The sequence below is a fragment of the Micromonospora sp. NBC_00389 genome (genome assembly GCF_036059255.1).
In the GTDB taxonomy this organism is placed as follows: domain Bacteria; phylum Actinomycetota; class Actinomycetes; order Mycobacteriales; family Micromonosporaceae; genus Micromonospora.
Genome location: NZ_CP107947.1, coordinates 7,121,639 through 7,146,474, shown reverse-complemented (window position 1 = coordinate 7,146,474; position 24,836 = coordinate 7,121,639). Strand labels below are relative to the sequence as shown.

General features: G+C 74.1%; 25 protein-coding genes. 11 read left to right on the top strand and 14 right to left on the bottom strand.

What is annotated here, in order from left to right:
• Positions 1 to 34: 34 nt before the first annotated feature.
• The 3 genes from OG470_RS33760 to OG470_RS33750 are packed head-to-tail and all read right to left on the bottom strand — an operon-like array spanning position 35 to position 3,721.
• Positions 35 to 2,266 (bottom strand): xanthine dehydrogenase family protein molybdopterin-binding subunit, encoded by a 2,232-nt coding sequence (locus OG470_RS33760; protein WP_328418701.1) that lies wholly within the window; start codon positions 2,264 to 2,266, stop codon positions 35 to 37.
• On the bottom strand, positions 2,263 to 3,258 hold the full coding sequence (locus OG470_RS33755; protein WP_328418700.1) for an FAD binding domain-containing protein: 996 nt from the start codon (positions 3,256 to 3,258) through the stop codon (positions 2,263 to 2,265). The genes OG470_RS33760 and OG470_RS33755 overlap by 4 nt, the downstream gene beginning before the upstream one ends.
• Positions 3,245 to 3,721 carry a (2Fe-2S)-binding protein gene (locus OG470_RS33750; protein WP_328426753.1) on the bottom strand — a complete coding sequence of 159 codons (477 nt, stop codon included), beginning with the start codon at positions 3,719 to 3,721 and terminating at the stop codon, positions 3,245 to 3,247. The genes OG470_RS33755 and OG470_RS33750 overlap by 14 nt, the downstream gene beginning before the upstream one ends.
• 210 nt (positions 3,722 to 3,931) lie before the next feature.
• Here OG470_RS33750 and OG470_RS33745 point away from each other — a divergent pair, with 210 nt between their 5' ends.
• Both OG470_RS33745 and OG470_RS33740 read left to right on the top strand, forming a co-directional pair.
• Entirely contained in the window at positions 3,932 to 5,104 is a 1,173-nt protein-coding gene (locus OG470_RS33745; protein WP_328418699.1) for an XdhC family protein, read from the top strand.
• Positions 5,105 to 5,264: 160 nt separating this feature from the next.
• Positions 5,265 to 6,200, top strand: coding sequence for a PfkB family carbohydrate kinase (locus tag OG470_RS33740; RefSeq protein ID WP_328418698.1), 936 nt, complete (start codon positions 5,265 to 5,267; stop codon positions 6,198 to 6,200).
• On the opposite strand, the gene OG470_RS33735 is transcribed toward OG470_RS33740, so the two are convergent.
• The gene (locus OG470_RS33735; protein WP_328418697.1) at positions 6,197 to 7,027 is read right to left on the bottom strand and encodes an MBL fold metallo-hydrolase; all 831 of its coding nucleotides are present in this window, start codon (positions 7,025 to 7,027) and stop codon (positions 6,197 to 6,199) included. The two genes, OG470_RS33740 and OG470_RS33735, sit on opposite strands and share 4 nt — an antisense overlap.
• Positions 7,024 to 7,428 (bottom strand): thioesterase family protein, encoded by a 405-nt coding sequence (locus tag OG470_RS33730; protein WP_328418696.1) that lies wholly within the window; start codon positions 7,426 to 7,428, stop codon positions 7,024 to 7,026. The genes OG470_RS33735 and OG470_RS33730 overlap by 4 nt, the downstream gene beginning before the upstream one ends.
• 150 nt (positions 7,429 to 7,578) lie before the next feature.
• Between OG470_RS33730 and OG470_RS33725 the strand changes: the two genes are divergently transcribed.
• A complete protein-coding gene (locus OG470_RS33725; protein ID WP_328418695.1) occupies positions 7,579 to 8,676 on the top strand; it encodes a phosphatase PAP2 family protein in 1,098 nt (365 codons plus the stop codon).
• Between the two features lie 68 nt (positions 8,677 to 8,744).
• On the opposite strand, the gene OG470_RS33720 is transcribed toward OG470_RS33725, so the two are convergent.
• The 3 genes from OG470_RS33720 to OG470_RS33710 form a co-directional block, all read right to left on the bottom strand.
• A complete protein-coding gene (locus OG470_RS33720; protein WP_328426751.1) occupies positions 8,745 to 10,082 on the bottom strand; it encodes a PH domain-containing protein in 1,338 nt (445 codons plus the stop codon).
• 340 nt (positions 10,083 to 10,422) lie between these two features.
• On the bottom strand, positions 10,423 to 11,019 hold the full coding sequence (locus OG470_RS33715; RefSeq protein ID WP_328426749.1) for a PH domain-containing protein: 597 nt from the start codon (positions 11,017 to 11,019) through the stop codon (positions 10,423 to 10,425).
• Positions 11,020 to 11,223: 204 nt separating this feature from the next.
• The gene (locus tag OG470_RS33710; RefSeq protein WP_328418694.1) at positions 11,224 to 11,454 is read right to left on the bottom strand and encodes a hypothetical protein; all 231 of its coding nucleotides are present in this window, start codon (positions 11,452 to 11,454) and stop codon (positions 11,224 to 11,226) included.
• A 241-nt stretch (positions 11,455 to 11,695) separates the two neighbouring features.
• Between OG470_RS33710 and OG470_RS33705 the strand changes: the two genes are divergently transcribed.
• Genes OG470_RS33705 through OG470_RS33695 form a run of 3 tightly spaced genes read left to right on the top strand, consistent with a single transcriptional unit; the run spans position 11,696 to position 14,729 of the window.
• Positions 11,696 to 12,802, top strand: coding sequence for an AAA family ATPase (locus tag OG470_RS33705; RefSeq protein WP_328418693.1), 1,107 nt, complete (start codon positions 11,696 to 11,698; stop codon positions 12,800 to 12,802).
• Positions 12,781 to 13,782, top strand: a complete 1,002-nt coding sequence (locus OG470_RS33700; RefSeq protein WP_328426747.1) for a DUF58 domain-containing protein — start codon at positions 12,781 to 12,783, stop codon at positions 13,780 to 13,782. The genes OG470_RS33705 and OG470_RS33700 overlap by 22 nt, the downstream gene beginning before the upstream one ends.
• Complete coding sequence (locus OG470_RS33695; RefSeq protein WP_328418692.1) at positions 13,779 to 14,729, top strand: VWA domain-containing protein; 951 nt, start codon at positions 13,779 to 13,781, stop codon at positions 14,727 to 14,729. Before OG470_RS33700 ends, OG470_RS33695 begins: the two co-directional genes overlap by 4 nt.
• 75 nt (positions 14,730 to 14,804) lie before the next feature.
• Here the strand turns inward: OG470_RS33695 and OG470_RS33690 are convergent, their stop codons facing one another.
• The 5 genes from OG470_RS33690 to OG470_RS33670 all read right to left on the bottom strand — a co-directional run bounded on the left by OG470_RS33690 (position 14,805) and on the right by OG470_RS33670 (position 19,215).
• Positions 14,805 to 15,014, bottom strand: a complete 210-nt coding sequence (locus tag OG470_RS33690; RefSeq protein ID WP_328418691.1) for a hypothetical protein — start codon at positions 15,012 to 15,014, stop codon at positions 14,805 to 14,807.
• 126 nt (positions 15,015 to 15,140) lie between these two features.
• Positions 15,141 to 16,316 (bottom strand): acyltransferase family protein, encoded by a 1,176-nt coding sequence (locus OG470_RS33685; RefSeq protein WP_328418690.1) that lies wholly within the window; start codon positions 16,314 to 16,316, stop codon positions 15,141 to 15,143.
• Positions 16,313 to 17,218 (bottom strand): alpha/beta hydrolase, encoded by a 906-nt coding sequence (locus OG470_RS33680; protein ID WP_328418689.1) that lies wholly within the window; start codon positions 17,216 to 17,218, stop codon positions 16,313 to 16,315. Before OG470_RS33680 ends, OG470_RS33685 begins: the two co-directional genes overlap by 4 nt.
• A 99-nt stretch (positions 17,219 to 17,317) precedes the next feature.
• Positions 17,318 to 17,980 carry a response regulator transcription factor gene (locus OG470_RS33675; RefSeq protein WP_328418688.1) on the bottom strand — a complete coding sequence of 221 codons (663 nt, stop codon included), beginning with the start codon at positions 17,978 to 17,980 and terminating at the stop codon, positions 17,318 to 17,320.
• The gene (locus OG470_RS33670; RefSeq protein WP_328418687.1) at positions 17,977 to 19,215 is read right to left on the bottom strand and encodes a sensor histidine kinase; all 1,239 of its coding nucleotides are present in this window, start codon (positions 19,213 to 19,215) and stop codon (positions 17,977 to 17,979) included. The genes OG470_RS33675 and OG470_RS33670 overlap by 4 nt, the downstream gene beginning before the upstream one ends.
• Positions 19,216 to 19,369: 154 nt before the next feature.
• Between OG470_RS33670 and fabG the strand changes: the two genes are divergently transcribed.
• From fabG to OG470_RS33650, 4 genes are all read left to right on the top strand, one after another.
• Positions 19,370 to 20,074, top strand: a complete 705-nt coding sequence (gene fabG / locus OG470_RS33665; RefSeq protein WP_328418686.1) for a 3-oxoacyl-ACP reductase FabG — start codon at positions 19,370 to 19,372, stop codon at positions 20,072 to 20,074.
• Between the two features lie 36 nt (positions 20,075 to 20,110).
• Positions 20,111 to 20,878: an enoyl-ACP reductase FabI gene (gene fabI / locus OG470_RS33660; RefSeq protein WP_328418685.1), complete on the top strand. Its 768-nt coding sequence runs from the start codon at positions 20,111 to 20,113 to the stop codon at positions 20,876 to 20,878.
• 101 nt (positions 20,879 to 20,979) lie between these two features.
• A complete protein-coding gene (locus OG470_RS33655) occupies positions 20,980 to 22,008 on the top strand; it encodes a ferrochelatase (RefSeq protein WP_328418684.1) in 1,029 nt (342 codons plus the stop codon).
• Positions 21,960 to 22,823 (top strand): HAD-IIA family hydrolase, encoded by an 864-nt coding sequence (locus OG470_RS33650; protein ID WP_328426745.1) that lies wholly within the window; start codon positions 21,960 to 21,962, stop codon positions 22,821 to 22,823. The genes OG470_RS33655 and OG470_RS33650 overlap by 49 nt, the downstream gene beginning before the upstream one ends.
• A gap of 34 nt (positions 22,824 to 22,857) precedes the next feature.
• Here OG470_RS33650 and OG470_RS33645 read toward each other — a convergent pair whose 3' ends face one another.
• On the bottom strand, positions 22,858 to 23,652 hold the full coding sequence (locus tag OG470_RS33645) for a hypothetical protein (protein ID WP_328418683.1): 795 nt from the start codon (positions 23,650 to 23,652) through the stop codon (positions 22,858 to 22,860).
• 240 nt (positions 23,653 to 23,892) lie between these two features.
• Between OG470_RS33645 and OG470_RS33640 the strand changes: the two genes are divergently transcribed.
• Positions 23,893 to 24,705, top strand: a complete 813-nt coding sequence (locus OG470_RS33640) for a DUF3097 domain-containing protein (protein ID WP_328418682.1) — start codon at positions 23,893 to 23,895, stop codon at positions 24,703 to 24,705.
• Positions 24,706 to 24,836 lie beyond the last annotated feature (131 nt).

The window sequence follows — 24,836 nt, the reverse complement described above, 5'->3', positions numbered from 1 at the left end:
TCCTCGATGCGTCAGACCGGGTGCCGGGCGACCCTCAGAGCAGCTTCTCCAGCGTGATCGGCAGCTCGTACTGCCGGCGTCCGGTGGCGTGGTGCACGGCGTTGGCGATCGCGGCGGCCGCACCCACCACGCCGATCTCCCCGACCCCCTTCATCCCGAGCGGGTTCACCACCTCGTCGTGCACCTCGATGGTGTCCACCACGACGTCCGGCGCGTCCGCGTTGACCGCGACCAGGTAGTCGCCGAGGCTGGCGTTGGCCCAGCGACCCGACCGGGGATCCATCCGGGTGGCCTCCAGCAGCGCCTGGCCGAGCCCCCAGAGCATGCCGCCCATCAACTGGCTGTGCGCCGTCTTGCGGTTGAGCACCCGGCCGGGCGCGAACACCCCGACCATCCGGCGCACCCGTACGACGCCGAGATCGGCGTCGACCGCCACCTCGGCCATCTGCGCGCCGAAGGTGTGCACCCCGTACCCGGCGTCCTGCGGTGGCGGCGTCCAGGTGCCGAGCACCTCCGCGTCCGGGGTCAGGGTGCGGGCCATCATGTCGGCGTACGCCTCGCCGACGTCGGGCCGGTCGCGCAGCACCATCCGCCCGTCCCGGACCACCACCGTGCCGGGATCGGCGCCGTGCAACGGCGAGTGGGCGTCGGCGACCGCGCGCCGGATCAGCTCATCGCGCAGCTGCGTCGCCGCGAGGTGTACGGCGGAGCCGACGGCGCTGGTACCCGCGGAACCCACGGCGGCGGTGACGTTCGGCAGGTCACTGCTGCCGCCGACGAACCGTACCCGCTCCACCGGGAGGCCGAGCGCGTCCGCGGCGACCTGGGTCATCGCGGTGAAGACCCCGGTGCCGAACTCCGACACGCCCGCCTCGACGACCGCCGTACCGTCGTTGTAGAGCCGGGCCCGGGCGCGCTGCGGGTTCACCGGCTGGGTCACCGGGTAGAGCGCGCTGGCCATGCCGCTGCCGATCAGCCACTGGCCCTCGCGCCGGGGCCGGGAGTCGCGGTCGCGCCAGCCGAACAGCTCGGACGCCCGCTGGTAGCACTCCTTCAACCCGCTGCTGGACCACGGGTGCCCGCTCTCCGGGTCGGTCTCCGAGTAGTTGCGCAGCCGCAGCTCCAGCGGGTCGATCCCGATCCGCTCGGCCAGCTCGTCCATCGCGCACTCGAGGGCGAACATGCCGGTCGCCTCACCCGGGGCGCGCATGAAGGTCGGGGTGATCGTGTTGCCCCGGACCAGGTGGTAGATCCCCTCGTAGTGGGGGCTGGTGTACGCCACCGCCGGGCTCTGCAACGACGGCTCCGCCCAGTCGTCGAAGCGCGAGGTGAGCGACAGCTTGTGGTGGCGCAGCGCGGTGATGCGGCCGTCCGCACCCGCGCCGATGGTGATCCGCTGCTCCTGCTCCTCGCGGTGCCCGCAGGAGGTGAACATCTGCTCCCGGGTCAGCGCCAGCCGTACCGGCCGGCCGACCTGCCGGGCGGCGAGCGCGGCCAGCGCCGGGTGATGCCAGATCATCGCCTTCGAGCCGAAGCTGCCGCCGACAGCGTGGCTCACCACCCGGATCGAGATGGGTGGCAGGCCGAGCAGCGCCGCGACGGTGAACTGGGTGGCGTTCGGCCCCTGCGTCGAGTCGTAGATGGTCAGCCGGTCGACGTCCTCCCAGACCGCGGTGCTGGCCGACGGCTCGATCGGGTTGTGGTGGTTGGGCGCGAAGCGGTACGTCGCGTCCACGCACACCTGCGCCTCAGCCAGCGCCTTCGCCACGTCACCACGGGACGCCTGCCCCGGCAGCAGCCCGCCGAAGATCCGTTCGGGCACGTACGCCTGGTCCCGAGCCTGGTCGAGCAGGGTGGTGGAGGGCGTGGTGGCGTACTCGACGCGGATCAGGGTGCCGGCGTGGTCGGCGCGTTCGACGGTGTCGGCGACCACGATGGCGATCGGCTGGCCGGAGTAGTGGATGGCCTCGTCCTGCATCGGAAAGAAGGTCTGCCCCGGCGCGGCCAGCCCGGCCAGCGACGGGAGCAGCTTCGGCACGCTGGCGACCCGGCTCAGGTTGCGGTGGGTGAGCACGGCCAGCACCCCGTCGGCCCGCTCGGCCTCGGCGGTGTCGATCGCGGTGATCCGGCCGCTGGCCACCGTCGCGTTCACCAGCACGGCGTGGACCAGGCCGGTCACCGCGACCTCGGCGGAGTAGCGGGCGTCCCCGCGCACCTTGGCACGGCCGTCCACCCGATTGAGCGTGCCGCCGATCGCCGGGCTCATGCCGGTCCCTCCCGCTGGGTCATTTGCTCCAGAGCCCGGACCATGGTCCGCCGAGCCAGCTCGATCTTGAAGGCGTTCATGCCGTGCGACACCGCCGGTGCCAGCTCGGCCGCCGCGGCCCGGGTGAACGACTCGGTGGTCGCCGGAGCGCCATCGAGCTCCCGCTCGGCCGCCCGTGCCCGCCACGGTTTGGTGGCCACCCCGCCCAGGGCCAGCCGGACCTCGGTGATCCGGCCGCCGTCGACCGCGATGGCCACCGCGACCGAGGCGAGCGCGAACTCGTACGACTCACGGTCGCGGATCTTGATGTAGCGGGAGGTGGCCGCCACCGGTGCCGGTGGCAGGTCGATGCCGGTCACCAACTCGCCGTGGGTCAACGGGTGTTCCCGCTCCGGGGTCTGACCGGGCAGCAGGAAGAAGTCGTCGATGGGGATGCTCCGCGCACCGCCCGGCCCCTCGGTCCGCACCACGGCGTCCAGCGCGACCAGCGCCACGGCCAGGTCGGACGGATGGGTGGCGATGCAGTGGTCGCTGGTGCCGAGGACCGCATGCCCCCGGTTGATGCCCTCCAACGCGCTGCACCCGCTACCGGGCAGGCGCTTGTTGCAGGCCGCCTCGGTGTCGCGGAAGTAGCCGCACCGCACCCGTTGCAGCAGGTTGCCGCCCATGGTGGCCATGTTGCGCAGTTGCGGGGAGGCGCCGAGCAGCAGCGACTCGGCGACCATCGGGTAGCGCCGGACCAGCTCCGGCTCCTGAGCCACGTCGCTCATCCGAGCCAGCCCGCCGAGCCGCAGCCCGCCGTCGGGCAACTCCTCGACCCGGTTCAGCGGCAGGTCGTTGATGTCGACGAGGCGGCGCGGCTGCTCGACGTAGATGCGCAGCAGGTCGACCTGGGTGGTGCCGCCGGCCAGGAAGGCGCTCTCCGGGTCGGAGCTCACCGCGCCGATGGCGGTGCCGACGTCGAAGACCCGGGAATAGCTAACGGGCCGCATCGGCGCCGCCTCCGTCGCGGATCCGGCGGATCGCCGTGCGGATGTGCGGGTACGCGGCGCAGCGGCAGATGTTGCCGCTCATCCACTCCCGGATCTCCGTGTCGTCGCTGGCATGCCCCTCGGCCAGCAGCGCCACCGCGGACATGATCTGCCCGGGGGTGCAGTACCCACACTGGAACGCGTCGCAGTCCAGGAAGGCCCGCTGCATCGGGTGCAGGGTGTCTCCGTCGGCCAGCCCTTCGATGGTGGTCACCTCGCGGCTCTCGCAGGTGATCGCCAGGGTCAGGCAGGCCAGCACCCGGCGACCGTCGACCCACACCGTGCACGCGCCGCAGGCGCCCTGGTTGCAGCCCTTCTTGGTGCCGGTCAGTTCGAGCCGGTCGCGGAGGGCGTCGAGCAGGCTGACCCGTGGCTCCACGGTCGTCGTCCGACTCTCCCCGTTGATGTGCAGGTGGACCTCCACCTCGCCGGGACCTCTGACCACCGCGTGGTCCGGATTCGGCGCGGTACGCAGCGCCTCGTACGACTTCACCAACTCACACCCCCTCTGGTGAAACCGACCATATCCTTCGCTTAATGCCGTCTTACGGCTTTTGCGACCAAGGACTCCGGCCTGCGGTTCGGCCCGGGGTTGGCTCGGCTGAATCAGCGCCGGGACGGAGATTGGGGAAGTGTGCCGGAGGTGTTCGACGAGGTGCACCGCCGATGCCGGGCCGGCGAGGCGGTCGCCCTGGCCACCGTCGTTGCCACCTGGCGGTCCGCGCCACAGCCGCCCGGCGCCACCATGCTGGTGGCGACCGACGGCACGGTCACCGGCAGCGTCTCCGGCGGCTGCGTGGAGGCTGACCTCTACGAACGGGCCCACCGCGTGCTCGACACCGGCGTACCCGAGCTGATCCGCTACGGCGTCAGCGACGACGACGCGTACGCCGTGGGCCTGACCTGCGGCGGGGTGCTCGACGTGTTCGTGGAGCGGATCGAACCCGACGCCCTCGCGGAGTTGGACGCAGTCGCCGTCGCGCGCCGGGCCGGCCAACCGGCGGCGGTGGTCACCTGCGTGGCGGCCGACGACGGCGAGGTGCCGGGCGACGGCGGCGACCTGCCGGGCGCGGTGCCGGGCGACCCGGCGGGGCGGCTGGGCCGGCGGCTCGTGCTGACCGGGGACCAGGTGACCGGCTCGCTCGGCGCCGAGCGGCTGGACGCCGCCGCCACCGCCGACGCCCTCGGGCTGCTCGCCACCGGGCACAGCGGAATGCTCCGGTACGGGTATCACGGGCAGCGCCGGGGCACCGGCCTCAGCCTGTTCGTGGCCGTCCACGCCACCCCGCCCCGGATGATCGTTTTCGGTGCGATCGACTTCGCCGCCGCGGTGGCCCGGATCGGCGCGTTCCTCGGCTACCGGGTGACCGTCTGCGACGCCCGGCCGGTCTTCGCCACCGCTCGACGGTTTCCGGAGGCGGACGAGGTGGTGGTGCAGTGGCCGCACCGCTACCTGGGGGCGGAGCTGGACGCCGGCCGGGTCGACGGACGGACCGTCGTCTGCGTGCTGACCCACGACCCGAAGTTCGACGTGCCGCTGCTGGCGCTGGCGCTGCGCCACCGGCTGGCGTACGTCGGCGCGATGGGGTCACGACGCACCCACGACGAGCGGCACAAGCGACTGCGCGAGGCGGGTCTCGATGCGGCGCAGCTCGCCCGGCTCGCCTCGCCGATCGGGCTGGACCTCGGCGGGCGTACCCCGGAGGAGACCGCGGTGAGCGTGGCCGCCCAGATCGTGGCGGGCCGCTGGGGCGGGACCGGCCACCCGCTGACAGCACTCGCCGGGCCGATCCACCACCCGGTATAGCCGCCGGGTCGGCCGGCTTGGCCGCCTCGCCCGTGTCCCGGTAGGGCCGGACCGTGCCTTCGGCGCCCGCCGGGCCGTGCGCTGTGCCAGCCTGGTGCCACGCCGGTCGCCTCAGCGTGCGGCGGGCGGTGGCGGGGCTGACGACGACGAAAGGACCGGCATGGGATACGCGGTGGTGCTCGGCGAGGCGCTGGTCGACCTGCTCGACACCGAGCGCGACGGTGAGCGGGTCTACCGGCAGGCGATCGGCGGCGGACCGCTCAACGTCGCCGTCGGGGTGAGCCGGCTCGGTAGCGCGGCACAGTTCGTCGGGTCGCTCGGCGACGACGTGCTGGCCGGCCGGATCCGCGCCTTCCTGACCGCGCTCGACGTCGGGCTGGCCGGCGTGGTCACGGTGCCGGCGCCGACCACGCTCGCGGTGGTCACCTTCGCCGGCCCGGAGCCCGACTTCCGCTTCTACGGCGACCCGCCCTCCTACAGCCTGCTCGGCCCGGACGATCTGGACGTGGCGCTGGTGGAGGGCGCCGACGTGCTCTACTGCGGGTCGGTCGTGCTGCTCCAGCCCGCCACGCTGGCCGCCGCCCGGCGTGCCTGGTCGCTCGCCCCCGGGCTGCGGGTCTTCGACCCGAACGTGCGCCCCCGACTGCTGGACGGGCCGGCCGCGTTGGCCGGGCTGCGCGAGGTGGTGGCCGAGTTCGCCGCCGGCGCGCACCTGGTCAAGCTGAGCACCGCCGACGCCGAGCTGCTCTACCCGGGCGAGCCGGCCGAGGGGGTGGCCGCGTACCTGCGGGAGCTCGGCGCCGCCACGGTGGTGGTGACGCTCGGCGCGGCCGGCGCGGTGCTCGCCGCCGCCGAGGCGGATCCGGTACGCGTGCCAGCGCCGAAGGTGGACGCCATCGACGCCACCGGCGCCGGCGACTCGGTGATGGCCGCGTTGATCGCCGACCTGCTCCTCGACGGCGAACCGACCGACCCGGCGGGCTGGGTCGAGCGGGTGGCGTTCGCGTTACGGGTGGCCGGCCTGGTCTGCGAGTCCCCGGGCGGGGCCACCGCCATGCCCACCCGCGCCGACGTCCAGCGCCGCTTCGGGGGTTAGGCGGTGCCGTTGAGTTCGGTGTAGCCGCGGCGGGCGGCAGTCAGGGCGGCGCGGGCGCCGAAGGGTGCCTCGGCGGCGACTCGTTCCGGTGGTGCGCCGCCGGTGTGCGCGGCCCGGATCAGCCAGGCCAGCTTCGCCAGCTCGGCGTGCTGGGCGCGGACGAACTCGACGTCCACCGGGTCGCCGTGGCCCGGCACCACCACTGTGCCTGCGGTGGTCAGCCGGAGCAGGTCCGCGACCGCGTCCGGCCACTGCAGCGGGTACGAGTCCTCGAAGGCGGGCGGGCCGCTCTGCTCCACCAGGTCCCCGGCGACCAGCACGTCCGCGTCGGGTACGTGCACCACCAGGTCGGCGTCGGTGTGGCCCCGCCCCGGGTGACGCAGCAGCACTCGCCGGCCGCCCACCTCCAGCGCCGTCTCGGTGTGCACGGTGTGCGTCGGGGCGAGCAGTGGGGTGTCGGCCAGCTCGGCGGCGAGCGCGGGGTGCTCCTCACGCAACTCCTCGTACGCCTCCCGGCGCAGCCGCTCCGGCTGCTCGCGCAGGGCAGCGGCGGCCAGCTCGTGCGCGTACACCGGGCGGGGTGGGTCGCCGGCCAGAACGGCGTTGCCGAAGCAGTGGTCGTAGTGGTGGTGGGTGTTGACCAGGGTCAGCGGACGGTCGGTGATCGCCCGGACGGCGGCGGCCAGCGTGGTGGCCTGGCCGGCCGAGGAGAGGGTGTCGACCAGCAGCGCCTCGTCGTCGCCGACGACGAGAGTGACGTTGACCCGCAGCAACGGCTCGCGCAGCACGTGCACCCGGTCGGCGACCTCGACGACATCGATGGTCACGATGCCCGCCCGGCACGGTCGACGAAGCGCTGCCGGTTCACCAGGATCCGGTCCACCCGGCCTCGGGCCACCGTCTCGTCACCGTCGCTGACGGTGATCTCGAACGACAGCCGGCGGCCGTCCACCGCGGCCAGCAGTGCCTGTGCCTGGACGGTCCGGCCGACCACGGTCGGCGCCAGGTGCTCCAGCTCGACCCGCGTTCCCACGGTGGTCGAACCGGGCGGCATCGCGGGCGCCGTCGCCGCGACGGTCGCCGCCTCGGCCAGCGCGACCACCCGGGGAGTGCCCAGGACCGGTACGTCCCCGGAACCGACCGCCCAGGCGGTGTCCGCGTCCGTGACGGTCAACTCGACCCGGGCGGTCAGACCCGGCGCGAAGGCCGGCTCGGGCTGCTCCTGCATGGTCGTCAGCCTAGGTGCTCGCCGAGCCCGGCGACCACGCGCCCGCCGATCCCGCCGCACCCGCCGGAGCCGGCCGCCGACCACCTGCGGACGGGTCCTCCGGGTGGTCGCCGCCGGTCGATGCCGCCCCCGTCGTTACCCTTGACCGCGATGGCCGTCGTGACTGACCCCCAGCCCCCCGCCCGGACCGACCCACCCGCGTCCCCCGACGGGGGCCGTCGGCGCGTGGTCGCCATGTCGATCTGGGCGGTCGCCTTCGTGGCCGCCTGGCTGGGCATCGGTCTACCCACCGACCCCGCGTACGCCTTCGTGTGGATCTGGTTGGGGACCATCGCCTGGAACAGTGACCGGCCGTGGCGCAGTCACCTGCGCTTCGCCCGGGACTGGGTGCCGGTGGTGCTGCTGCTTGCCGCGTACAACCTCTCCCGGGGGTTCGCCGACAACGGGGCCACCCCGCACGCGATGGAGCTGATCGTCGCCGACCGGTTCATGTTCGGCTGGGCCACCGGCGGTGAGGTGCCCACCATCTGGTTGCAGGAGCACCTCTACCACCCGCAGGTGCAGTGGTACGACGTCGCGGCAAGCTGGGTGTACTTCTCGCACTTCGTGGTGGCGTTTGCCGCCGCCGCGGTGCTGTGGCTGCGTGACCGGCACCGCTGGGCGGCGTACATGCGGCGGTGGGGTTTCCTCTGCGCCGCAGGCCTGGCCACCTACTTCCTCTACCCGGCCGCCCCGCCCTGGTGGGCCGCGCAGAACGGGCTGCTCACCGAGGTGGCCCGGATCTCCACCCGGGGCTGGAGGGAATTCGGCATGCACGGCGCCGGCAACGTGCTCAACGCCGGCCAGATCGCCTCGAACCCGGTCGCCGCGATGCCGTCGCTGCACACCGCCTGGGCATTGTTCGTGGTGCTGTTCTTCCTGCGCACCACCCGCCGCCACTGGTGGCCGCTGCTGTTCGCGTACCCGCTGGCCATGACCTTCACCCTGGTCTACTCGGGTGAGCACTACGTGATCGACGTGCTGGTCGGCTGGGCGTACGTCGGGCTGACGTTCCTGGTGGTCGGCCTGGCCGAGCGCGGGTGGGCGGCGGTGCGGGCCCGTCGCGCGGGGTCCGGGGGACCGCCGCCGGAGATCGCCGGCCCCGACGGCGCCGCCGGACTGCCGGAGCCGGACCGGTCGGACAGCGAGAAGTCGGCACCGGTCGGGCCGAGCACCACCGACCAGCCCCCGGTACCCGTCGACCGCTGACGCCGAGGGTTGGCCGGCGGCCGGCGGAACGGGTCAGCCGGGCAGCTGGGTGGCTTGCGAGCGAGCGGTCAGCCGGGCAGCCGGGTGGCGTGCGAGCGGGCGGTCAGCTCGGCCGCCAGTGCCCACGCCTCCGCCAGGTCCCGGTCCTGGGCGGCCGCACCCGACCCGCCCGCGGTGTCCGCGTGCACGGTGGCCAGCCCCAGCAGGCGCTGTACCGGCCCCTGCACCACCCGCACGCTCTGGATCCGGGCGTACGGGACGATCGCCAACTGCCGGGTGAGCAGCCCGGACCGGGTGGCGAAGACCCGCTCGAACAGGCCGGCGCCGAGCGCGCCACGGCCGAGCGGGTGCAGCCAGCGGGTCCGGGGCGGCGGTGGCTGCAACGCCAGCGCGTCGAGGCGTACCCCCGGCAGCACCTCGGCGACGATCATCGTGGCGGTCGGCAGGTCACCCACCGGCAGCAGCCGGTCCGGCCGGTTGCGATCATCGGCCTCCGCGACGGAGTATCCGGCCACCTCCAGCCGCAACCGCAGCCAGCCGTTCACCCGCCAGAGCAGCGGCCAGGTGGCCCGTACGGTCTGCACCCGGTCCAGCGGCACGGTCTGCGCCCGGGTCTCCAGCAGGCCGTTGTGCACCCGCAGCGTGCCGCCGTCGCGGGCCAGCCGGAAGTTCCAGTCGTCGAGGACCCGGCGGATCGGTTGCAGCAGCACACCGGCCATCGCGGTCAGCGTGCTCGCCACCGCCACGAACGACCACGACCCAGCGGTGACGAACTGCACCACGACGAAGGCCAGACCGAACGGGAGCAGGAACGCCTGCGGGGTGAGCAGTTGGCTGACCAGCAGGCTCTGGTTGCGTACCGCGTGCAGCGGCCGGCCCGGCGCGGCCGCCGGCGGCACGGTTCCCGGGGCCGCCCCGGGCACCGCGAGGCCCGGCGCGGGCGGCTGCGACGCCCGTCCGGCCAGGGCCAGCAGCCGTTCGCGCAGCCGGGCCGCGTCGGCCACTCCGAGGTACGCCAGCGGCGCCTCGGTCTTGCCCCCGCCGACCACCTCCAGCCGCAGCTCGGCCAGGCCGGTGAGCTGGGCGAGCAGCGGTCGGACCACCTCCACGGCCTGCAAACGCTCCAGCGGGATGGCCCGGGTACGCCGCCAGAGCAGCCCCTCGTACACCCGCAGCTCGCGGCCCACCACGTGATAGCCGGTGTTGTACCAGCTGACCACCGACAGCACGGTCGCGCCGAGCGCCAGCACCACCACCATGGCGGCGAACCAGCCGAACCCGACCCGGGACAGCGTCGACCAGGACAGCCCGGCGATCACCACGACCAGCGACTTGGCCCCGTGCAGCAGCGGGCTGAGCGGATGCAGCCGCTGTCGTGGTTCGCCGTCGCCATCGGTCGGCGGCATCGGCCAGGGATACGGCACCCCGGGCGGTACAGCTCCGTAGGGCGGCGCACCGCCCGGTGCCACGGCACCGTAGGGCGGCGAACCGCCCGGTGGCAAGGCGCCGTAGGGCGGCGTGCCGCCCGGTGGCAAGGCGCCGTAGGGCGGCGTGCCGCCGGGCGGTCCAGCCCCGTAGGGCACAGCGCTACCGGGCGGTACGGCGCCGTACGGCACGGCGTCGGCGGGTGGCGGGCCGGTGGGGGGCGCGCCGCCGGGTGGCGGGGGCGGCCGGGTGTCCGGCTCGGCGGGACCGTCGTTCATCGGGCCGGTCCCCGGCGCAGCCGGTGGTCGACCGGTCGAGTGCTCACAGCCCCTCCGCCCGGTCCTCGCCGAGCGCGGTGAGCCGATCGCGCAGCCGGGACGCCTCCGCCGGCCGCAGCCCCGGCACCCGGGCGTCGCTCGCCGCCGCCGCTGTGTGCAACTGCACGGTGGCCAGGTCGAAGAGGCGCTCCAGCGGCCCCGCGCTGACATCGACGAACTGCATGCGGGAGTACGGGACGATGGAGAGCCGCCGGACCAGCAGCCCGTGCCGGACGAGCAGGTCGTCCTCCCGCTCGGCGTACCCCCAGGCCCGGACCGCGCGGACGATGGCCACGGCGCGCCACCCGCCGAGCACCAGCACGACGGCGAGGGCGAGCCCGAACAACCAGTGACCGCTCAGCGCCCACCCGATCGCCGTCACCGCCAGCCCGATGGCGACCACGATCGCTAACCGGATCAGCTCGACCCAGATCAGGTCGGAGGAGATCGGCTGCCAGCGGACCGTGTCCGGCCACGGCTCCAGGGGGCCGCGACCGACCGGCCCGCCCGTCAGCAGGGGACCGGGTGCCGCGCTGGCCGGGCCGGGGCCACCGGCGGCGGGCAGCGGGCCGGACGTCGGCACGGCGCCGGGCGCTGGCATGACGCCGGCCGGTGGGGGAGGTGACGTGGCCGGGGTGGGCGGCCAGGACGGGGAGGTGGGTCCGGGGGGAGCCGGTGGGTCGACGCGGTCCTCCGCGCTCACCGATGGGATCCGTTCTGCTCGCTCACGCCGCCACCTCGCTCCGCTCGGCAGCGGCGCGAGACGCCACGCTGCTGTGCCTCATGGTTCGCCCGCTGCGCTCGCTCACATGTCGAGGGTAGGCGATCCGGGCACCGGTGTGACGGCACGCAGGAAGCCGCGAGCGTCCAGGAAGTCGCCGAGGCTGCCCCGATGCTCGCCGCAGGCCAGCCAGGTCTTGCGCCGTTCGGCGTCGTGCAGGCGGGGATTGTTCCACTCCAGCGCCCAGACGGCGGGGGCGCGGCAGCCCCGGGCCGAGCAGATCAGGGCCTCTTCGGCGGGGGAGGGGGTGCTCATCCCTGCCAGTCTAGGACGGCGGGACGGAAGGTTTGAGCGCCGGGCGGCCACGGGGGGAGCCGCCCGGCGACGGGGTGAATCGTACACGCGGCTGGCCGGTCCGTGTCCACCCGTGGCGGGCGATTCGGCCGCTCGGGACGGCGCGGCGAAAATCGGCTTCTCCCCCCCTCGCCACTCAGGAAGGCGTGCGAGTCTTGATACCGCACCAGCCGCGACGACCGACAAACGCTGTGGAGGACCGGTGGCCCAGCCGACCATGCCCGACGCCCCGACGCCGAACGGGGTGGCCCCGGAGAGACCCGAGCCGGTGACCACACCCGCGCAGGACGCCACCCTGCTGGAGCGGGCGCTGTTCGAGATCAAACGGGTCATCGTCGGGCAGGACCGGATGGTGGAGCGGATGTTCGTGGCGCTGCTCGCCCGCGGCCACTGCCTGCTGGAAGGCGTGCCCGGGGTGGCCAAGACCCTGGCGGTGGAGACCCTCGCGAAGGTCGTCGGCGGGTCCTTCGCCCGGGTGCAGTTCACCCCGGACCTGGTGCCGGCCGACATCATGGGCACCCGCATCTACCGGCAGTCCAGCGAGAAGTTCGACGTCGAGCTTGGCCCCGTGTTCGTCAACTTCCTGCTCGCCGACGAGATCAACCGGGCACCGGCCAAGGTGCAGTCGGCGCTGCTCGAGGTGATGAGCGAGCGGCAGGTGTCCATCGGCGGGGAGAGCCACCGGGTGCCCGACCCGTTCCTGGTGATGGCCACCCAGAACCCGATCGAGCAGGAGGGCGTCTACCCGCTGCCGGAGGCGCAGCGGGACCGCTTCCTCATGAAGATCGTGGTGGGCTACCCGACCGACGCCGAGGAGCGGGAGATCGTCTACCGGATGGGTGTCGCCGCTCCGGAGCCGACGGCCGTGTTCGACACCCCCGACCTGATCGCCCTGCAACGCAAGGCGGACCAGGTCTTCGTGCACAACGCGTTGGTGGACTACGCGGTCCGGCTGGTGCTGGCCACCCGGGCCCCGGCCGAGCACGGCATGCCGGACGTCGCCCAGCTGATCCAGTACGGGGCCAGCCCGCGCGCCTCGCTCGGCCTGGTCCGGGCCACCCGCGCGCTGGCGCTGCTGCGCGGGCGGGACTACGCGCTGCCGCAGGACGTGCAGGACATCGCCCCGGACATCCTGCGGCACCGGCTGGTGCTCAGCTACGACGCGCTCGCCGATGACGTGCCGGCCGACCACATCGTGCACCGGGTGATGTCCACCATCCCGCTCCCGGCGGTCGCCCCCCGGCAGCAGGCATCCCCGTCACCGACCGCCCCGCCGCCGGGCGCAGGCTGGCCCGGGCAGCGCCCGTGACCTCACCCACCCCTCGACCCGCCCCCCTCGCCGATCGCAGCGAGGCCGTGCTGTCCCGGCTTCAGTTGCTGGTCACCCGCAAGCTCGACGGCATGCTCCAGGGCGACTACGCCGGGCTGCTGCCCGGGCCGGGCAGCGAGGCGGGTGAGTCGCGGGAGTACCGCCCCGGCGACGACGTCCGCCGGATGGACTGGCCGGTCACCGCGCGGACCACGACGCCGCACGTGCGGCGTACGGTCGCCGACCGGGAGTTGGAGACCTGGCTGGCGCTGGACCTCTCGGCCAGCCTGGACTTCGGCACCGGGCAGTGGCTCAAGCGGGAGGTGGTGGTCGCCGCCGCTGCCGCCATCACCCACCTGACCGTGCGCGGCGGCAACCGGATCGGTGCGGTGATCGGCACCGGCGGCGGCGCTCCCGCGCCGACCCGGCGATGGCGGGCTGGGCCACCGCAGGCCGGGCCCGGGGTGCTCACCCGGCTGCCGGCCCGCTCCGGTCGCAAGGAGGCGCAGGGTCTGCTGCGTGCCGTCGCCAACACCGCGATCCAGCCCGGCCGGGGTGACCTGGGCGCACTGATCGAGATGCTCAACCGCCCGCCCCGACGGCGCGGGGTGGCCGTGGTGGTCTCGGACTTCCTCGCGCCGGCCGAGCAGTGGGCCCGGCCGATGCGCAAGCTGCGGGTCCGGCACGACGTGCTGGCGATCGAGGTGGTCGACCCGCGCGAGCTGGAGTTGCCCGACGTGGGCGTGCTGCCGGTGGTCGACCCGGAGAGCGGCGAGCTGCACGAGGTGCAGACCGCCGACCCGCGGTTGCGGCAGCGCTACGCCGAGGCCGCCACCGCCCAGCGGGCCACGATCGCCGCCGCGCTGCGCGGTGCCGGCGCGGCCCACCTGCGTCTGCGTACCGACCGAGACTGGCTGCTGGACATGGTGCGTTTCGTGGCCGCGCAGCGGCACGCGCGTACCCGGGGGACGACACGATGATCCGTTTCATGCAACCGTGGTGGCTGCTGGCCGTGCTGCCGGTGCTCGCCCTCGCCGCGTTCTACCTCTGGCGGCAGCTGCACCGCCGGACGTACGCGATGCGGTTCACCAACGTGGATCTGCTGCGCACCGTGGCGCCGAAGGGGCTGGGCTGGCGACGACACGTTCCGGCGACGGCGTTCCTGCTCTGCCTGCTGGTGCTGGCCACCGCGCTGGCCCGGCCCGCGGTGGACACCAAGGAGCCGCTGGAGCGGGCCACCGTGATGCTCGCCATCGACGTGTCGCTGTCCATGCAGGCCGACGACGTGGCGCCGAACCGGCTGGAGGCGGCCCAGGAGGCGGCCAAGCAGTTCGTCGGCGAGCTGCCGGAGAGCTACAACCTGGGTCTCGTCTCGTTCGCCAAGGCGGCCAACGTGCTGGTCCCGCCCGGCAAGGACCGGGCGGCGGTGACCAGTGCGATCGACGGGCTGGTGCTGGCCGAGGCGACCGCGACAGGCGAGGCGGTGTTCACCTGTCTGGAGGCGATCCGGTCGGTGCCGGCCGACGGCGCGGCGGGCATCCCGCCGGCCCGGATCGTGCTGCTCTCCGACGGGTTCCGCACCTCCGGCCGATCGGTGGAGGAGGCGGCGGCGGCCGCGCAGGCGGCCAACGTGCCGGTCTCCACCATCGCCTTCGGCACCGACACCGGCCAGGTGGACATCGGCGGCCAGCTCCAGCGGGTGCCGGTGGACCGGCTGGCCCTGGCCGAGCTGGCCGAGACCACCGAGGGCTACTTCTACGAGGCGGCCTCGGTGAGCGAGTTGAAGCAGGTCTACCAGGACATGGGCAGCTCGATCGGGTTCCGCACCGAGCCCCGCGAGGTGACCCAGTGGTATGCCGGTCTGGCACTGCTGTTGGCGCTCTGCGCCGGCGCGCTCAGCCTGCTCTGGTCGTCGCGAATGCTCTGACGTCGGCGGTGCCCGGGCTGGTCCCGGGCACCGCTCGTCCGGCCAGCGTGACGAGAGCGGGCGGGAGAACGATGGTCAGTGACCGCCGCCGGCCAGTACGAAGACGACGGCCACCCAGACGGCGGCGAGGGTGAAGCCCAGCGGGGCGACGTAGCGGCTCATGGACGGCTCCGGGTGGCGGCTGGACGGTCCGCGTGCGGGGGCGGACCGCAGGGGTGGGGACGCGCACACGAAGTCGTGACCGGGCGGCTCCCGGCGACCGTCCGGAATCGGACGGCGCGGCACGCGCACCTCGGCGTGAGCCGGGTGGCGGGGAGCGGAGCGGGGTCAGCTCACCAGACTGAGTCGTGGCTCAGCGGGGCTGACCATCGGCCCGGCCACGACTGGGAGGATCGCTATCTCGCACAGCGATCACCTCCTGAAGTCGGCCGGGCCGGAACGTCGATGATCGTACACCCGCGGTGCCGCCGGGACGCACTCGGCCGACCGGCCGGCGCTCCCTCCACCGCCCGGCTGGCCCAGCCGCTGCGCCGGCCGGCCCGCCCGCACCAGGGTGACCAGCACCACGGCGAAAAGCGGCAGCCAGCAGCACCGGGCCAGCACCCAGCCCGGGTCGTCCGGCGCGGTGTGCAGCCCCGGCAGGGCCAGCCCGCCCCGGGCGACGAGCGCGGTCACCGCCACCAGGACCGGCTGGTGCCACAGGTAGATCCGCACCGCGTTCCGGTTCACCTCGGTCACCGCCCGGCCCGGCAGTGGCCGGGCCAGCAGCCGTTCCAGCATCGGCCGGGCGAGCAGCCCCAGCCCGACCTGGGTGACCGCCAACGCCACCGCCAGCAGCGACGGCGGGTTCAGGTTGGACACCCCCGCCCCGGGCACCCCGACCGCGCTGACCGGATAGCCCAGCGCCAGCAGCGCGGCCAGCGCCGCGGCGCCACCACCGGCCAGCGCGCCCGCCACCCGCCGGCCGACCAGCCGCCCGTCGGCGTGCGCCACGCCCAGCAGGAACGGCACCGCCCAGGCCGTCACCACACTCACCGGCGGCAGTCCCGCGCCGGCCGGCAGCAGGCGCATCGCCAGGTCGGCCGCCGCCACCACGACCACCGCCGGCGCGACACAGAGCGCCACCTCCCACCGGCGGACGGCGGCGACCAGCGGGCCGGTCAACGCGACCAGCAGCAACAGCGGCAGCAGGAACCACAGCGGACTCACCGCGAGCCGCAGCGCGACCACGAGCGTGTCGTCCGGGGTGCCGGCCACGGTGGCGGCGAGCAACACGGCGGCACCCACGCCCAGCAGTGCCACCGTGGGCAGCAGGAGCCGGCGCAGCCGGCCGGCCAGCCAACCGCCCGGCCCGCCCGGGTAGCGGGCCAGCGACCGGGCCGAACCGAACCCGGCGGCGAAGAAGAACAACCCGAGCGTCTGCAACACCCAGGTCGCCGGGGCCAGCGCGGGCAGCGCGGTCAGCGGGCTGGCCTGGTGCAGCCCACCGTCGTCACCCAGCACCAGGCCGGTGACGAGCCAGTGCCCCAGCACCACCCCGCCGATGGCGTACGCCCGCAGCGCGTCGACCGCCCGGTCGCGGCTCACCGGGCGCTCCCCGCCCGCTCGGCGGCGGCTCCGTCCCGCACGACCGCCGCCACCGCGACCAGCGTGGCGCTGCCCGGCACCAGGTAGCCGTCGTGCCCCGCGACCCCGGCCACCGGCAACGGCCGGGCGCCGAACGCCGGGTCGCCGGGGCGACGGCCGTACCCGAGGCCTGCCAACCGCACGGATGGCACCCGGCGGATCCAGTCGGTGGGTGCCTCGGCCGCCCAGAACCGCCGACCGCCGCGCAGCTCATCGGCGTGCTGCACCCCGGCGCCGATCCCGCCGATGCTGACCACGTCGCTGACCTGCGGTGGGGCGGCCGCCGCGGCCAGCGACACCACCAGCGCCCCGTAGCTGTGCCCGACCAGGGTGATCGTCGCGGCCGGGCGGCGGCCGGCCAGCTCCCGCAACAGCGCGGCCAGGCCGACCGCGCCGCGCCGGGCGCTGGCGCCGCCGACGGCGGTCAGCACCCCGTCGGGCGGGTCGTAGCCGAGCCAGGCCAGCACCGCGACCCGCGCCGCCGGGTCGGCCGCCCGCAGTGCCCGGTACAACTGCCCGGCCTGTACCGCTGGCGCCCGGTGGGCGACCCCGCCCAGCCCTCGGTCGAAGTCGGCCAGGGTGCTGCCCACACCGGGCACCAGCACCGCAATCCGATCGGCGTCGGCCAGGTCGCCGAGCACCTCGACCGCACGGCCGTCGCCGCGTGGGTCGAACGTGAGGAACCGGCGTCCGCCGGCAACCCAGTCCGCGTACGGCGGGCCGGCCGCGCGCATCGCCGCCGCCGTGACCGGGTACGCCTCGACGAAACCGGCCGCCGCGACCGGCTCGGCTCGGGTGGGTAGAACCAGGTTCACGCCGAGCAGCGCGGCCAACGCCAGCCGGCTGGCACCTCGTCGTCGCATCACGTTCTCCCTCCGGAATGTCGTCCAGAGGCAGGGTGCGTTGGTGGGTGGCGCCCGGTCGTCGTCCCGGAGAGCCGTTCCCGGGCTGGCTCCGCGGAGCTACTCGCCGGCGGCGACCAGACCCGTCTCGTACGCCAACACGACGGCCTGGGCCCGGTCTCGCAGCCCCAGCTTGGCCAGGATCCGCCCGATGTGCGTCTTCACGGTCTGCTCGGCCACCACCAGGTCGGCGGCGATCTCCGCGTTGTTGCGGCCTCGGGCGATCAACCGCAGCACCTCGGTCTCCCGCGGGGTGAGCCCGGCCAGGTCGGTGGGGCGGGGCCGGCGGCGGTCCGGGCGGGCCGCGAACTCGGCGATCAGCCGACGGGTGACCGCCGGGGCGAGCAGGGCGTCGCCGGCCGCCACCACCCGCACCGCCTGCACCAGGTCGGCCGCCGGGGCGTCCTTGAGCAGGAAGCCGCTGGCCCCGGCGCGCAGCGCCTCGTACACGTAGTCGTCCAGGTCGAAGGTGGTGAGGATGAGCACCCGGGGGCGCTGCGTCGACCGGTCGCCGAGCAGCTTGCGGGTGGCGGCAAGCCCATCCAGCACCGGCATCCGCACGTCCATCAGCACCACGTCCGGGTCGAGCCGGCGGGCGGCGGCGACGGCCTGTGCGCCGTCGGCGGCGTCACCCACCACCAGCAGGTCGGGTTGGGCGGCGAGCAACGCTCCGAAGCCCTGCCGGACCATCGCCTGGTCGTCGGCGATCAGCACCTTGATCATCGGTCCCCGCCCTCAACGTCGTACGGCAGCTCGACCGCCACCTCGTAGCCTCCGCCGGGCAGCGGCCCGGCGGTGAACGTACCGCCCAGTGAGGTGGCCCGCTCCCGCATGCCGGTCAGCCCGTGCCCGGCGCCGGCCTCGGCGGCCGGCCGGACGTCCAGGTCGTCGGGCGGCGCGTTCTGCACGCGTACCGCCAGGGTGGACCGGCCGGCGCGGACGGTGACCCGCACCGCGGCACCGCCCGCGTGGCGGGCCGCGTTGGCCAGCCCTTCCTGCACGATCCGGTACGCGGCCAGCCCGACCGGCGCGGGCACCAGCCCGTCGTCCACCGGCTCGGCGTCCAGAGTCACCGGCAGCCCGGCCCGGTGGGCCGCGTCCACCATCGAGCCCAGGTCGGCCAGGTCGGGCTGCGGCGCGGTCTGCGGGCCGTTCGACTCGCTGCGCAGCACGCCCAGCAGCCGCCGCATGTCGGTCAGCGCGGCGCGGGCCGAGCCGGCGATGGCCGCGAACTCCGCCGCGGCCGGCGCCGGCACGTCGGTCAGCCGGTACGGCGCGGTCTCCGCCTGCACCGCGATCAGCGACATGTGGTGGGCCACCACGTCGTGCATTTCGCGGGCGATTCGGGTGCGTTCCTCCAACACCGCGCGGCGCTCCTGCTCCCGCTCGCTCAGCTCGGTCTGCGCGGCCAGTGCCCGGCGGGACAACCGGTTGCGCCGGACCAGGTCGCCGACGATCGCCAGCGCGCCGAGTAGCGCCAGGACGGCGGCCCGGTTCTCGGGGTGAACCAGGGTGAGCACCGGCACCGTGGTGATCGTCACCAGCCAGACCAGCACCGGCCGGTCGACCCGCGCGACGACCCCCGCGACCACCGCGATCGACCCGAGCGCCAGCGGCGGGGTCCACGGCCAGGGCTCGTCAGCCGGCGCGTTGAACGTGCACACCAGCAGGGCCAGCACCATCAGCCGCCAGGCCAGCAGCGGATGCCGGGGCAGCGCCAGCAGCGGTGCCACGGTCAACGCCGCGAACAACACCCCGATCGGCGCCGGCAGGCCCCAGTCGCTCTCCACGGCAAACGTGATCCAGAACAGGCCGAGCGCGGCGAGCAGCCCGACCGGGGCGGAGTAACGGGCCAGCCTGGGCCAGCGGGCCAGCAACGGACGGACGGCCGGGGCGTCCGGGCCCAGCAGGGTCTGCCGCAAAGCGCGCAGGGCCGCGGCGATCAGTTGCCGGTTCACCACCGGGAGGCTACGGGCCAACACCCCCGCAGGTCGTGCCACCAGGGGTTGATCCCGGTGTCGTACCCCGGTGTGACGCGTTCCCGTTAGCGCTTACCTGCCGGTAACGCCTAGGCTCCGACGCGTCCGTGCTGACCATTCGCAAGGGGGAACCGTGGCCCGTACCGTGCTGGTGACCGGGGGCAACCGGGGAATCGGCCTGGCCATCGCGCAGGCCTTCGCCAAGCAGGGCGACCGGGTGGCGGTGACCCACCGCAGCGGCGACGCCCCCGAGGGGTTGTTCGGGGTGCGGGCCGACGTCACCGACGCGGCCTCGATCGACGCGGCGTTCACCGCCATCGAGGCGGAGCTCGGGCCGGTCGAGGTGCTGGTCGCCAACGCCGGCATCACCGACGACACGCTGCTGCTGCGGATGTCCGAGGAGCAGTTCACCGGCGTGCTGGACACCAACCTCAGCGGGGCGTTCCGGGTCGCCAAGCGAGCCTCCGGAAAGATGCTCCGGGCCAAGTGGGGCCGCATGATCTTCATCTCCTCGGTGGTGGGCCTCTCCGGAGGTGCTGGTCAGGTCAACTACGCCGCCAGCAAGGCCGGCCTGGTCGGCGTGGCCCGCTCGATCACCCGGGAACTGGGCAGCCGCAACATCACCGCGAACGTGGTGGCGCCCGGCTTCATCGACACGGACATGACCGCCGGCCTGTCCGACGACCGCAAGGCGGAGATCCGCAAGTCGATCCCGGCCGGCCGGATGGCCCACCCGGACGAGGTCGCCGCCGTGGTCACCTGGCTCGCCGGGGACACCGCCGGGTACGTCTCCGGCGCCGTGATCCCGGTCGACGGTGGCCTCGGCATGGGCCACTGACCAGCGCTTTCTGACTACGTACGGAGGAACCCCTGCATGTCCGGACTGCTCGCCGGTAAGCGGCTGCTGGTCACCGGCGTCATCACCGACGCCTCGATCGCCTTCTCGGTGGCGAAGATCGCCCAGGAGAACGGCGCGCAGGTCGTGCTGACCGGCTTCGGACGGCTCTCCCTGGTCGAGCGGATCGCCAAGCGACTGCCCGAGCCGGCGCCGGTTATCGAGGTGGACGTGACCAACACGGAGCACCTGACCAGCCTCGCCGACCGGGTCCGCGAGCACGTCGACGGGCTCGACGGCGTTGTCCACTCGATCGGCTTCGCGCCGCAGAGCTGCCTCGGCGGCGGCTTCCTCGACGCTCCCTGGGAGGACGTGGCGACCGCGCTGCACGTCTCCACCTTCTCGTACAAGTCGCTGGCCATGGCGGCGCTGCCGCTGATGTCCCCCGGCGGCGCGGTGGTCGGCCTGACCTTCGACGCGACCAAGGCGTGGCCGGTCTACGACTGGATGGGCGTGGCCAAGGCCGGCCTGGAATCCGCCTCCCGTTACCTGGCGCTGCACCTGGGCAAGCAGGGCATCCGCAGCAACCTGGTCGCCGCCGGGCCGCTGCGCACCATCGCCGCCAAGTCGATTCCCGGCTTCGACCAGTTCGAGGACGCCTGGACCGAGCGGGCCCCGCTGGGCTGGAGCCTCACCGACCAGGAGCCGGCCGCCCGGGCCTGCCTGGCGCTGCTGTCCGACTGGTTCCCGGCCACCACCGGCGAGATCGTGCACGTCGACGGCGGCTACCACGCCATCGGCGCCTGACGTCCCCGGCGACGCCCCCTGACCGCCGTCCCGTGTGATCCACGTGGGCCGGAGCAGGGGGCGTCGCCGGGTCGTTCCGCCCGACCGGCAAGAATGGGCCCATGGCGTACGACGCGGTGGTGCTGGTGTCCTTCGGTGGGCCGGAGCGGCCCGAGGACGTGATGCCGTTCCTGCAGAACGTGACCCGGGGTCGCGGCGTGCCGCCCGAGAGGCTGGCCGAGGTCGTCGAGCACTACCTGCACTTCGGCGGGGTGTCCCCGATCAACCAGCAGTGCCGTGACCTGCTGGCCGCCGTCCGCGCCGACTTCGCCGCCAACGGCCTCGACCTGCCCGTCTACTGGGGCAACCGCAACTGGGACCCGCTGCTCGCCGACACCGTGACCCAGATGCGCGACGACGGTGTCACCCGGGCGCTGGCCTTCGTCACCAGCGCGTACGGCGGCTACTCGTCGTGCCGGCAGTACCAGGAGGACATCGCCGCCGCCCGGGCCGCGGTCGGCCCGGACGCCCCGGTGATCGAGAAGCTGCGCCAGTTCTGGGACCATCCCGGGTTCATCGAGCCGCACACGGACGCCGTCCGGGCCGCGTTGGGCCAGCTCGACCCGGCCAAGCGGGGCACCACCCGACTGGTCTTCACCGCCCACTCCGTCCCCACCTCGATGGCGGCCAACGCCGGCCCACACGGCGGCCGGTACGAGGCGCAGCTGCACGAGGCCGCCCGGCTGGTGGCCGCGGCCGCAGCCCCGGACCTGCCGTACGACCTGGTGTGGCAGAGCCGCTCGGGTCCGCCGCAGGTGCCGTGGCTGGAGCCGGACATCAACGACCACCTGGCCACCCTCGCCCAGGGCGACACCACCAGCGTGGTGGTCAGCCCGATCGGGTTCATCTCCGACCACCTCGAGGTGGTGTGGGACCTGGACACCGAGGCGCTGGAGACGGCCAAGCAGCTCGGCCTGGAATTCGCCCGGGCCGGCACCCCGGGCACCGACCCGCGCTTCGTGACCATGGTCCGCGAGCTGGTCACCGAGCGGACCGACCCGGACGGCGCACAGCTGCGCCGCCGCCTGGGCGAGCTGCCGATCTGGGACACCTGCCCCACCGTCTGCTGCGTGCCGACCCGTCGCCCCTGACCGTCCACCCGCCCACCGACACCCTGGGATCATCGATGCAGGACCGAAAGCCCGTGCAGAGCTGGCTGACCGACATGGACGGCGTGCTGGTGCACGAGGGCCAGCCGGTGCCCGGCGCGCCGGAGTTCATCAAACGGATGCGCGCCTCCGGCAAGCCGTTCCTGGTGCTGACCAACAACTCGATCTACACCCCGCGCGACCTGACGGCTCGGCTGAGCCGGATGGGGCTGGACGTGCCGGAGGAGTCGATCTGGTCCTCAGCACTGGCCACCGGCCAGTTCCTCGCCGACCAGCGGCCGGGCGGCACCGCGTACGTGATCGGGGAGGCCGGGCTGACCACGGCGCTGCATGCCGTGGGCTACGTGCTCACCGACTTCGCGCCGGACTACGTGGTGCTCGGGGAGACCCGCACCTACAGCTTCGAGGCGATCACCAAGGCGGTCCGGCTGATCAACGACGGGGCCCGGTTCATCTGCACCAACCCCGACGTGACCGGCCCTTCCGTGGAGGGCGCGCTGCCCGCCGCCGGCTCGGTCGCCGCCATGATCTCCAAGGCGACCGGGGTGGAGCCGTACTTCGTCGGCAAGCCGAACCCGATGATGATGCGCTCCGCGCTGAACACCATCAACGCGCACTCGGAGAGCACCGCGATGATCGGCGACCGGATGGACACCGACATCCTGTGCGGCCTGGAGGCCGGGCTGGAGACCATCCTGGTGCTCACCGGAATCAGCAGCCGCACCGAGGCGGAGCGCTACCCGTACCGCCCGTCCCGGATCGTCAACTCGGTCGCCGACCTGCTCGACGAGGTCTGACCGGCTGGCCTCGTGCCGGTGCCGCCGCCTCCCGTCAGGGGCGCAGCGGGGCGTTGCAGGCGGCCACCAGTGCCTGCCGGCAGGCCGCGGTGAGCGGGCGGAGCGCGGCGTCGCGCTGCTGGGCCTCGTAGTTGTTGATCGCGCCACCGGGGGCGGCGTGCCCGGCCAGCGCCAGCACCCGGTCGAGCACCGCGGCCCGGGCGAAGAGCCGGCGGGCGCGGGGGTCGAAGCCGGGCGGCAGGTCGGTGGCGCCGTCCGGGCGGCGCAGCGCGGCCAGCGCGCCGGCCAGCTCGGGTCGCCACTGGGCGACGTCCAGGCGGGTCAGCGCGGCGGTGGTCTCGGCCAGCGCGGCGGCCAGTTCGGCCTCCGCCTCGGCGGCACCGGGCAACACGAGCGACGCGGCGGGCGCGTTGGCCGGCAGCGGGTACACCCGCCAGAGCACCGTCTCGAAGCAGTCCCCGGAGCCGGAGGTGTGCAGCCGGACCTGCGGGATCAACCCGAGCATGCCAGCCACCACCGCCTCGCCCGTGACCAGTGCCGCGCCGGCGAAGTCGCCGGGGCCGGGCAGCCCTCGGGGGTCACCCGGCGCGGGCAGCACCAGGCGGATCTCGTCCGGGGAGAGCTTGGCCAGGGTGGGCAGCGCGGCGCTGAGTGGGACGTCGGTCCAGGTGCCGGGAGCGTCCGCCACGAGGTGTTCCTCGTCGCCCGCGATGGCGTCGGCGACCTCGTCGTACGGCACCAACCCGGCGCGCCACGCGCGCACCCAGGCAACAAACCGGCTCGACCGGCGCGGCGCGAGTGTGGCCGCGCCCGTTGCGGGGGTGGACATGCCGAAAGGGTACGTGGTGACCGGCGGCCCTGTCTCGACTGCCGCTCCGGCCGCCCTGCGTGCCCCGAACTGCCCCCTTCGCCCCGCCTCTGCCCGTGCCGACAACGCAGTGGTGGCGGGGGTTCGCTGGTGGTTCGCGGCGTTTCGCCGCCGCTGTGACCGAGGCGGTGGGGCATGGTGCCCGGCAGGCGGCGGTGTGTCGGGGTGATGTGTGGGTGCGACGGGGTTAGCGTGATCGACATGGCGGGGCGATACGGCGAGGACGTGTTGGCGGGGGACTGGCGGCGGCGGAAGGTCACCCCCGAGGTGGACGCCGAACCGGATCTCGTGGTGGAGGACGCCGAATCCGGGTTCTGCGGCGCGGTGGTGGGCTTCGAGTCCGGCGCGGTGGTCCTGGAGGACCGGCACGGCAAGCGGCGCAACTTTCCCCTGCTGCCGGCGGCGTTCCTGCTCGACGGTCGCCCGGTGACGCTGCGCCGCCCGACCCGCGCGTCGGTGCCGGCGGCCCGCCGGCGCACCGCGTCCGGTTCGGTGGCGGTGGACAACGTCCGCGCGCAGGTGGCCAAGGCCAGCCGGATCTGGGTCGAGGGCATCCACGACGCCGCGCTGGTCGAGCGGATCTGGGGCGACGACCTGCGGATCGAGGGCGTGGTCGTGGAGCCGCTGGACGGCATCGACGCCCTCGACGCCGAGGTACGCGACTTCGCCCCCGGCCCGACCCGGCGGCTCGGCGTACTCGTCGACCACCTGGTGCCCGGCAGCAAGGAGAGCCGGATCGTGGCCCGGGTGAACTCGCCCTACGTGCTGGTGACCGGGCATCCGTACGTGGACGTCTGGCAGGCGGTCAAGCCGGCGGCGCTGGGCATCGCGGCGTGGCCGGTGGTACCGCCGGGGCGGCCGTGGAAGGAGGGGGTCTGCGCGGCCCTCGGCGTGGCCGAGCCGGCCGACATGTGGCGGCACATCCTGTCCCGGGTGAACAGCTTCGCCGACGTGGAGACCCCCCTGATCAACGCCATGGAACGCCTCATCGACTTCGTCACCGAACCGGCCTGACCCGCAACGGCCGTCCGCGCCGTGCTGTCCGCGCCGCGCAAGATCCGCACAACTTCCAGGATGTAGTGGCCTCTTCGACCCTCGGAGGCCACTACATCCATGATTCTGTGCGGATCTTGCCCAGGAGGTCA

What these genes read in the sequence shown, in the direction of transcription:
- OG470_RS33760 (WP_328418701.1), bottom strand. Translation starts at nt 2,266, where the DNA reads ATGAGCCCGGCGATCGGCGGCACGCTCAATCGGGTGGACGGCCGTGCC.
- OG470_RS33755 (WP_328418700.1), bottom strand. Translation starts at nt 3,258, where the DNA reads ATGCGGCCCGTTAGCTATTCCCGGGTCTTCGACGTCGGCACCGCCATC.
- OG470_RS33740 (WP_328418698.1), top strand. Translation starts at nt 5,265, where the DNA reads ATGGGATACGCGGTGGTGCTCGGCGAGGCGCTGGTCGACCTGCTCGAC.
- OG470_RS33730 (WP_328418696.1), bottom strand. Translation starts at nt 7,428, where the DNA reads ATGCAGGAGCAGCCCGAGCCGGCCTTCGCGCCGGGTCTGACCGCCCGG.
- OG470_RS33725 (WP_328418695.1), top strand. Translation starts at nt 7,579, where the DNA reads ATGGCCGTCGTGACTGACCCCCAGCCCCCCGCCCGGACCGACCCACCC.
- OG470_RS33720 (WP_328426751.1), bottom strand. Translation starts at nt 10,082, where the DNA reads ATGCCGCCGACCGATGGCGACGGCGAACCACGACAGCGGCTGCATCCG.
- OG470_RS33715 (WP_328426749.1), bottom strand. Translation starts at nt 11,019, where the DNA reads ATGCCAGCGCCCGGCGCCGTGCCGACGTCCGGCCCGCTGCCCGCCGCC.
- OG470_RS33710 (WP_328418694.1), bottom strand. Translation starts at nt 11,454, where the DNA reads ATGAGCACCCCCTCCCCCGCCGAAGAGGCCCTGATCTGCTCGGCCCGG.
- OG470_RS33695 (WP_328418692.1), top strand. Translation starts at nt 13,779, where the DNA reads ATGATCCGTTTCATGCAACCGTGGTGGCTGCTGGCCGTGCTGCCGGTG.
- OG470_RS33680 (WP_328418689.1), bottom strand. Translation starts at nt 17,218, where the DNA reads ATGCGACGACGAGGTGCCAGCCGGCTGGCGTTGGCCGCGCTGCTCGGC.
- OG470_RS33675 (WP_328418688.1), bottom strand. Translation starts at nt 17,980, where the DNA reads ATGATCAAGGTGCTGATCGCCGACGACCAGGCGATGGTCCGGCAGGGC.
- fabI (WP_328418685.1), top strand. Translation starts at nt 20,111, where the DNA reads ATGTCCGGACTGCTCGCCGGTAAGCGGCTGCTGGTCACCGGCGTCATC.
- OG470_RS33655 (WP_328418684.1), top strand. Translation starts at nt 20,980, where the DNA reads ATGGCGTACGACGCGGTGGTGCTGGTGTCCTTCGGTGGGCCGGAGCGG.
- OG470_RS33645 (WP_328418683.1), bottom strand. Translation starts at nt 23,652, where the DNA reads ATGTCCACCCCCGCAACGGGCGCGGCCACACTCGCGCCGCGCCGGTCG.
- OG470_RS33640 (WP_328418682.1), top strand. Translation starts at nt 23,893, where the DNA reads ATGGCGGGGCGATACGGCGAGGACGTGTTGGCGGGGGACTGGCGGCGG.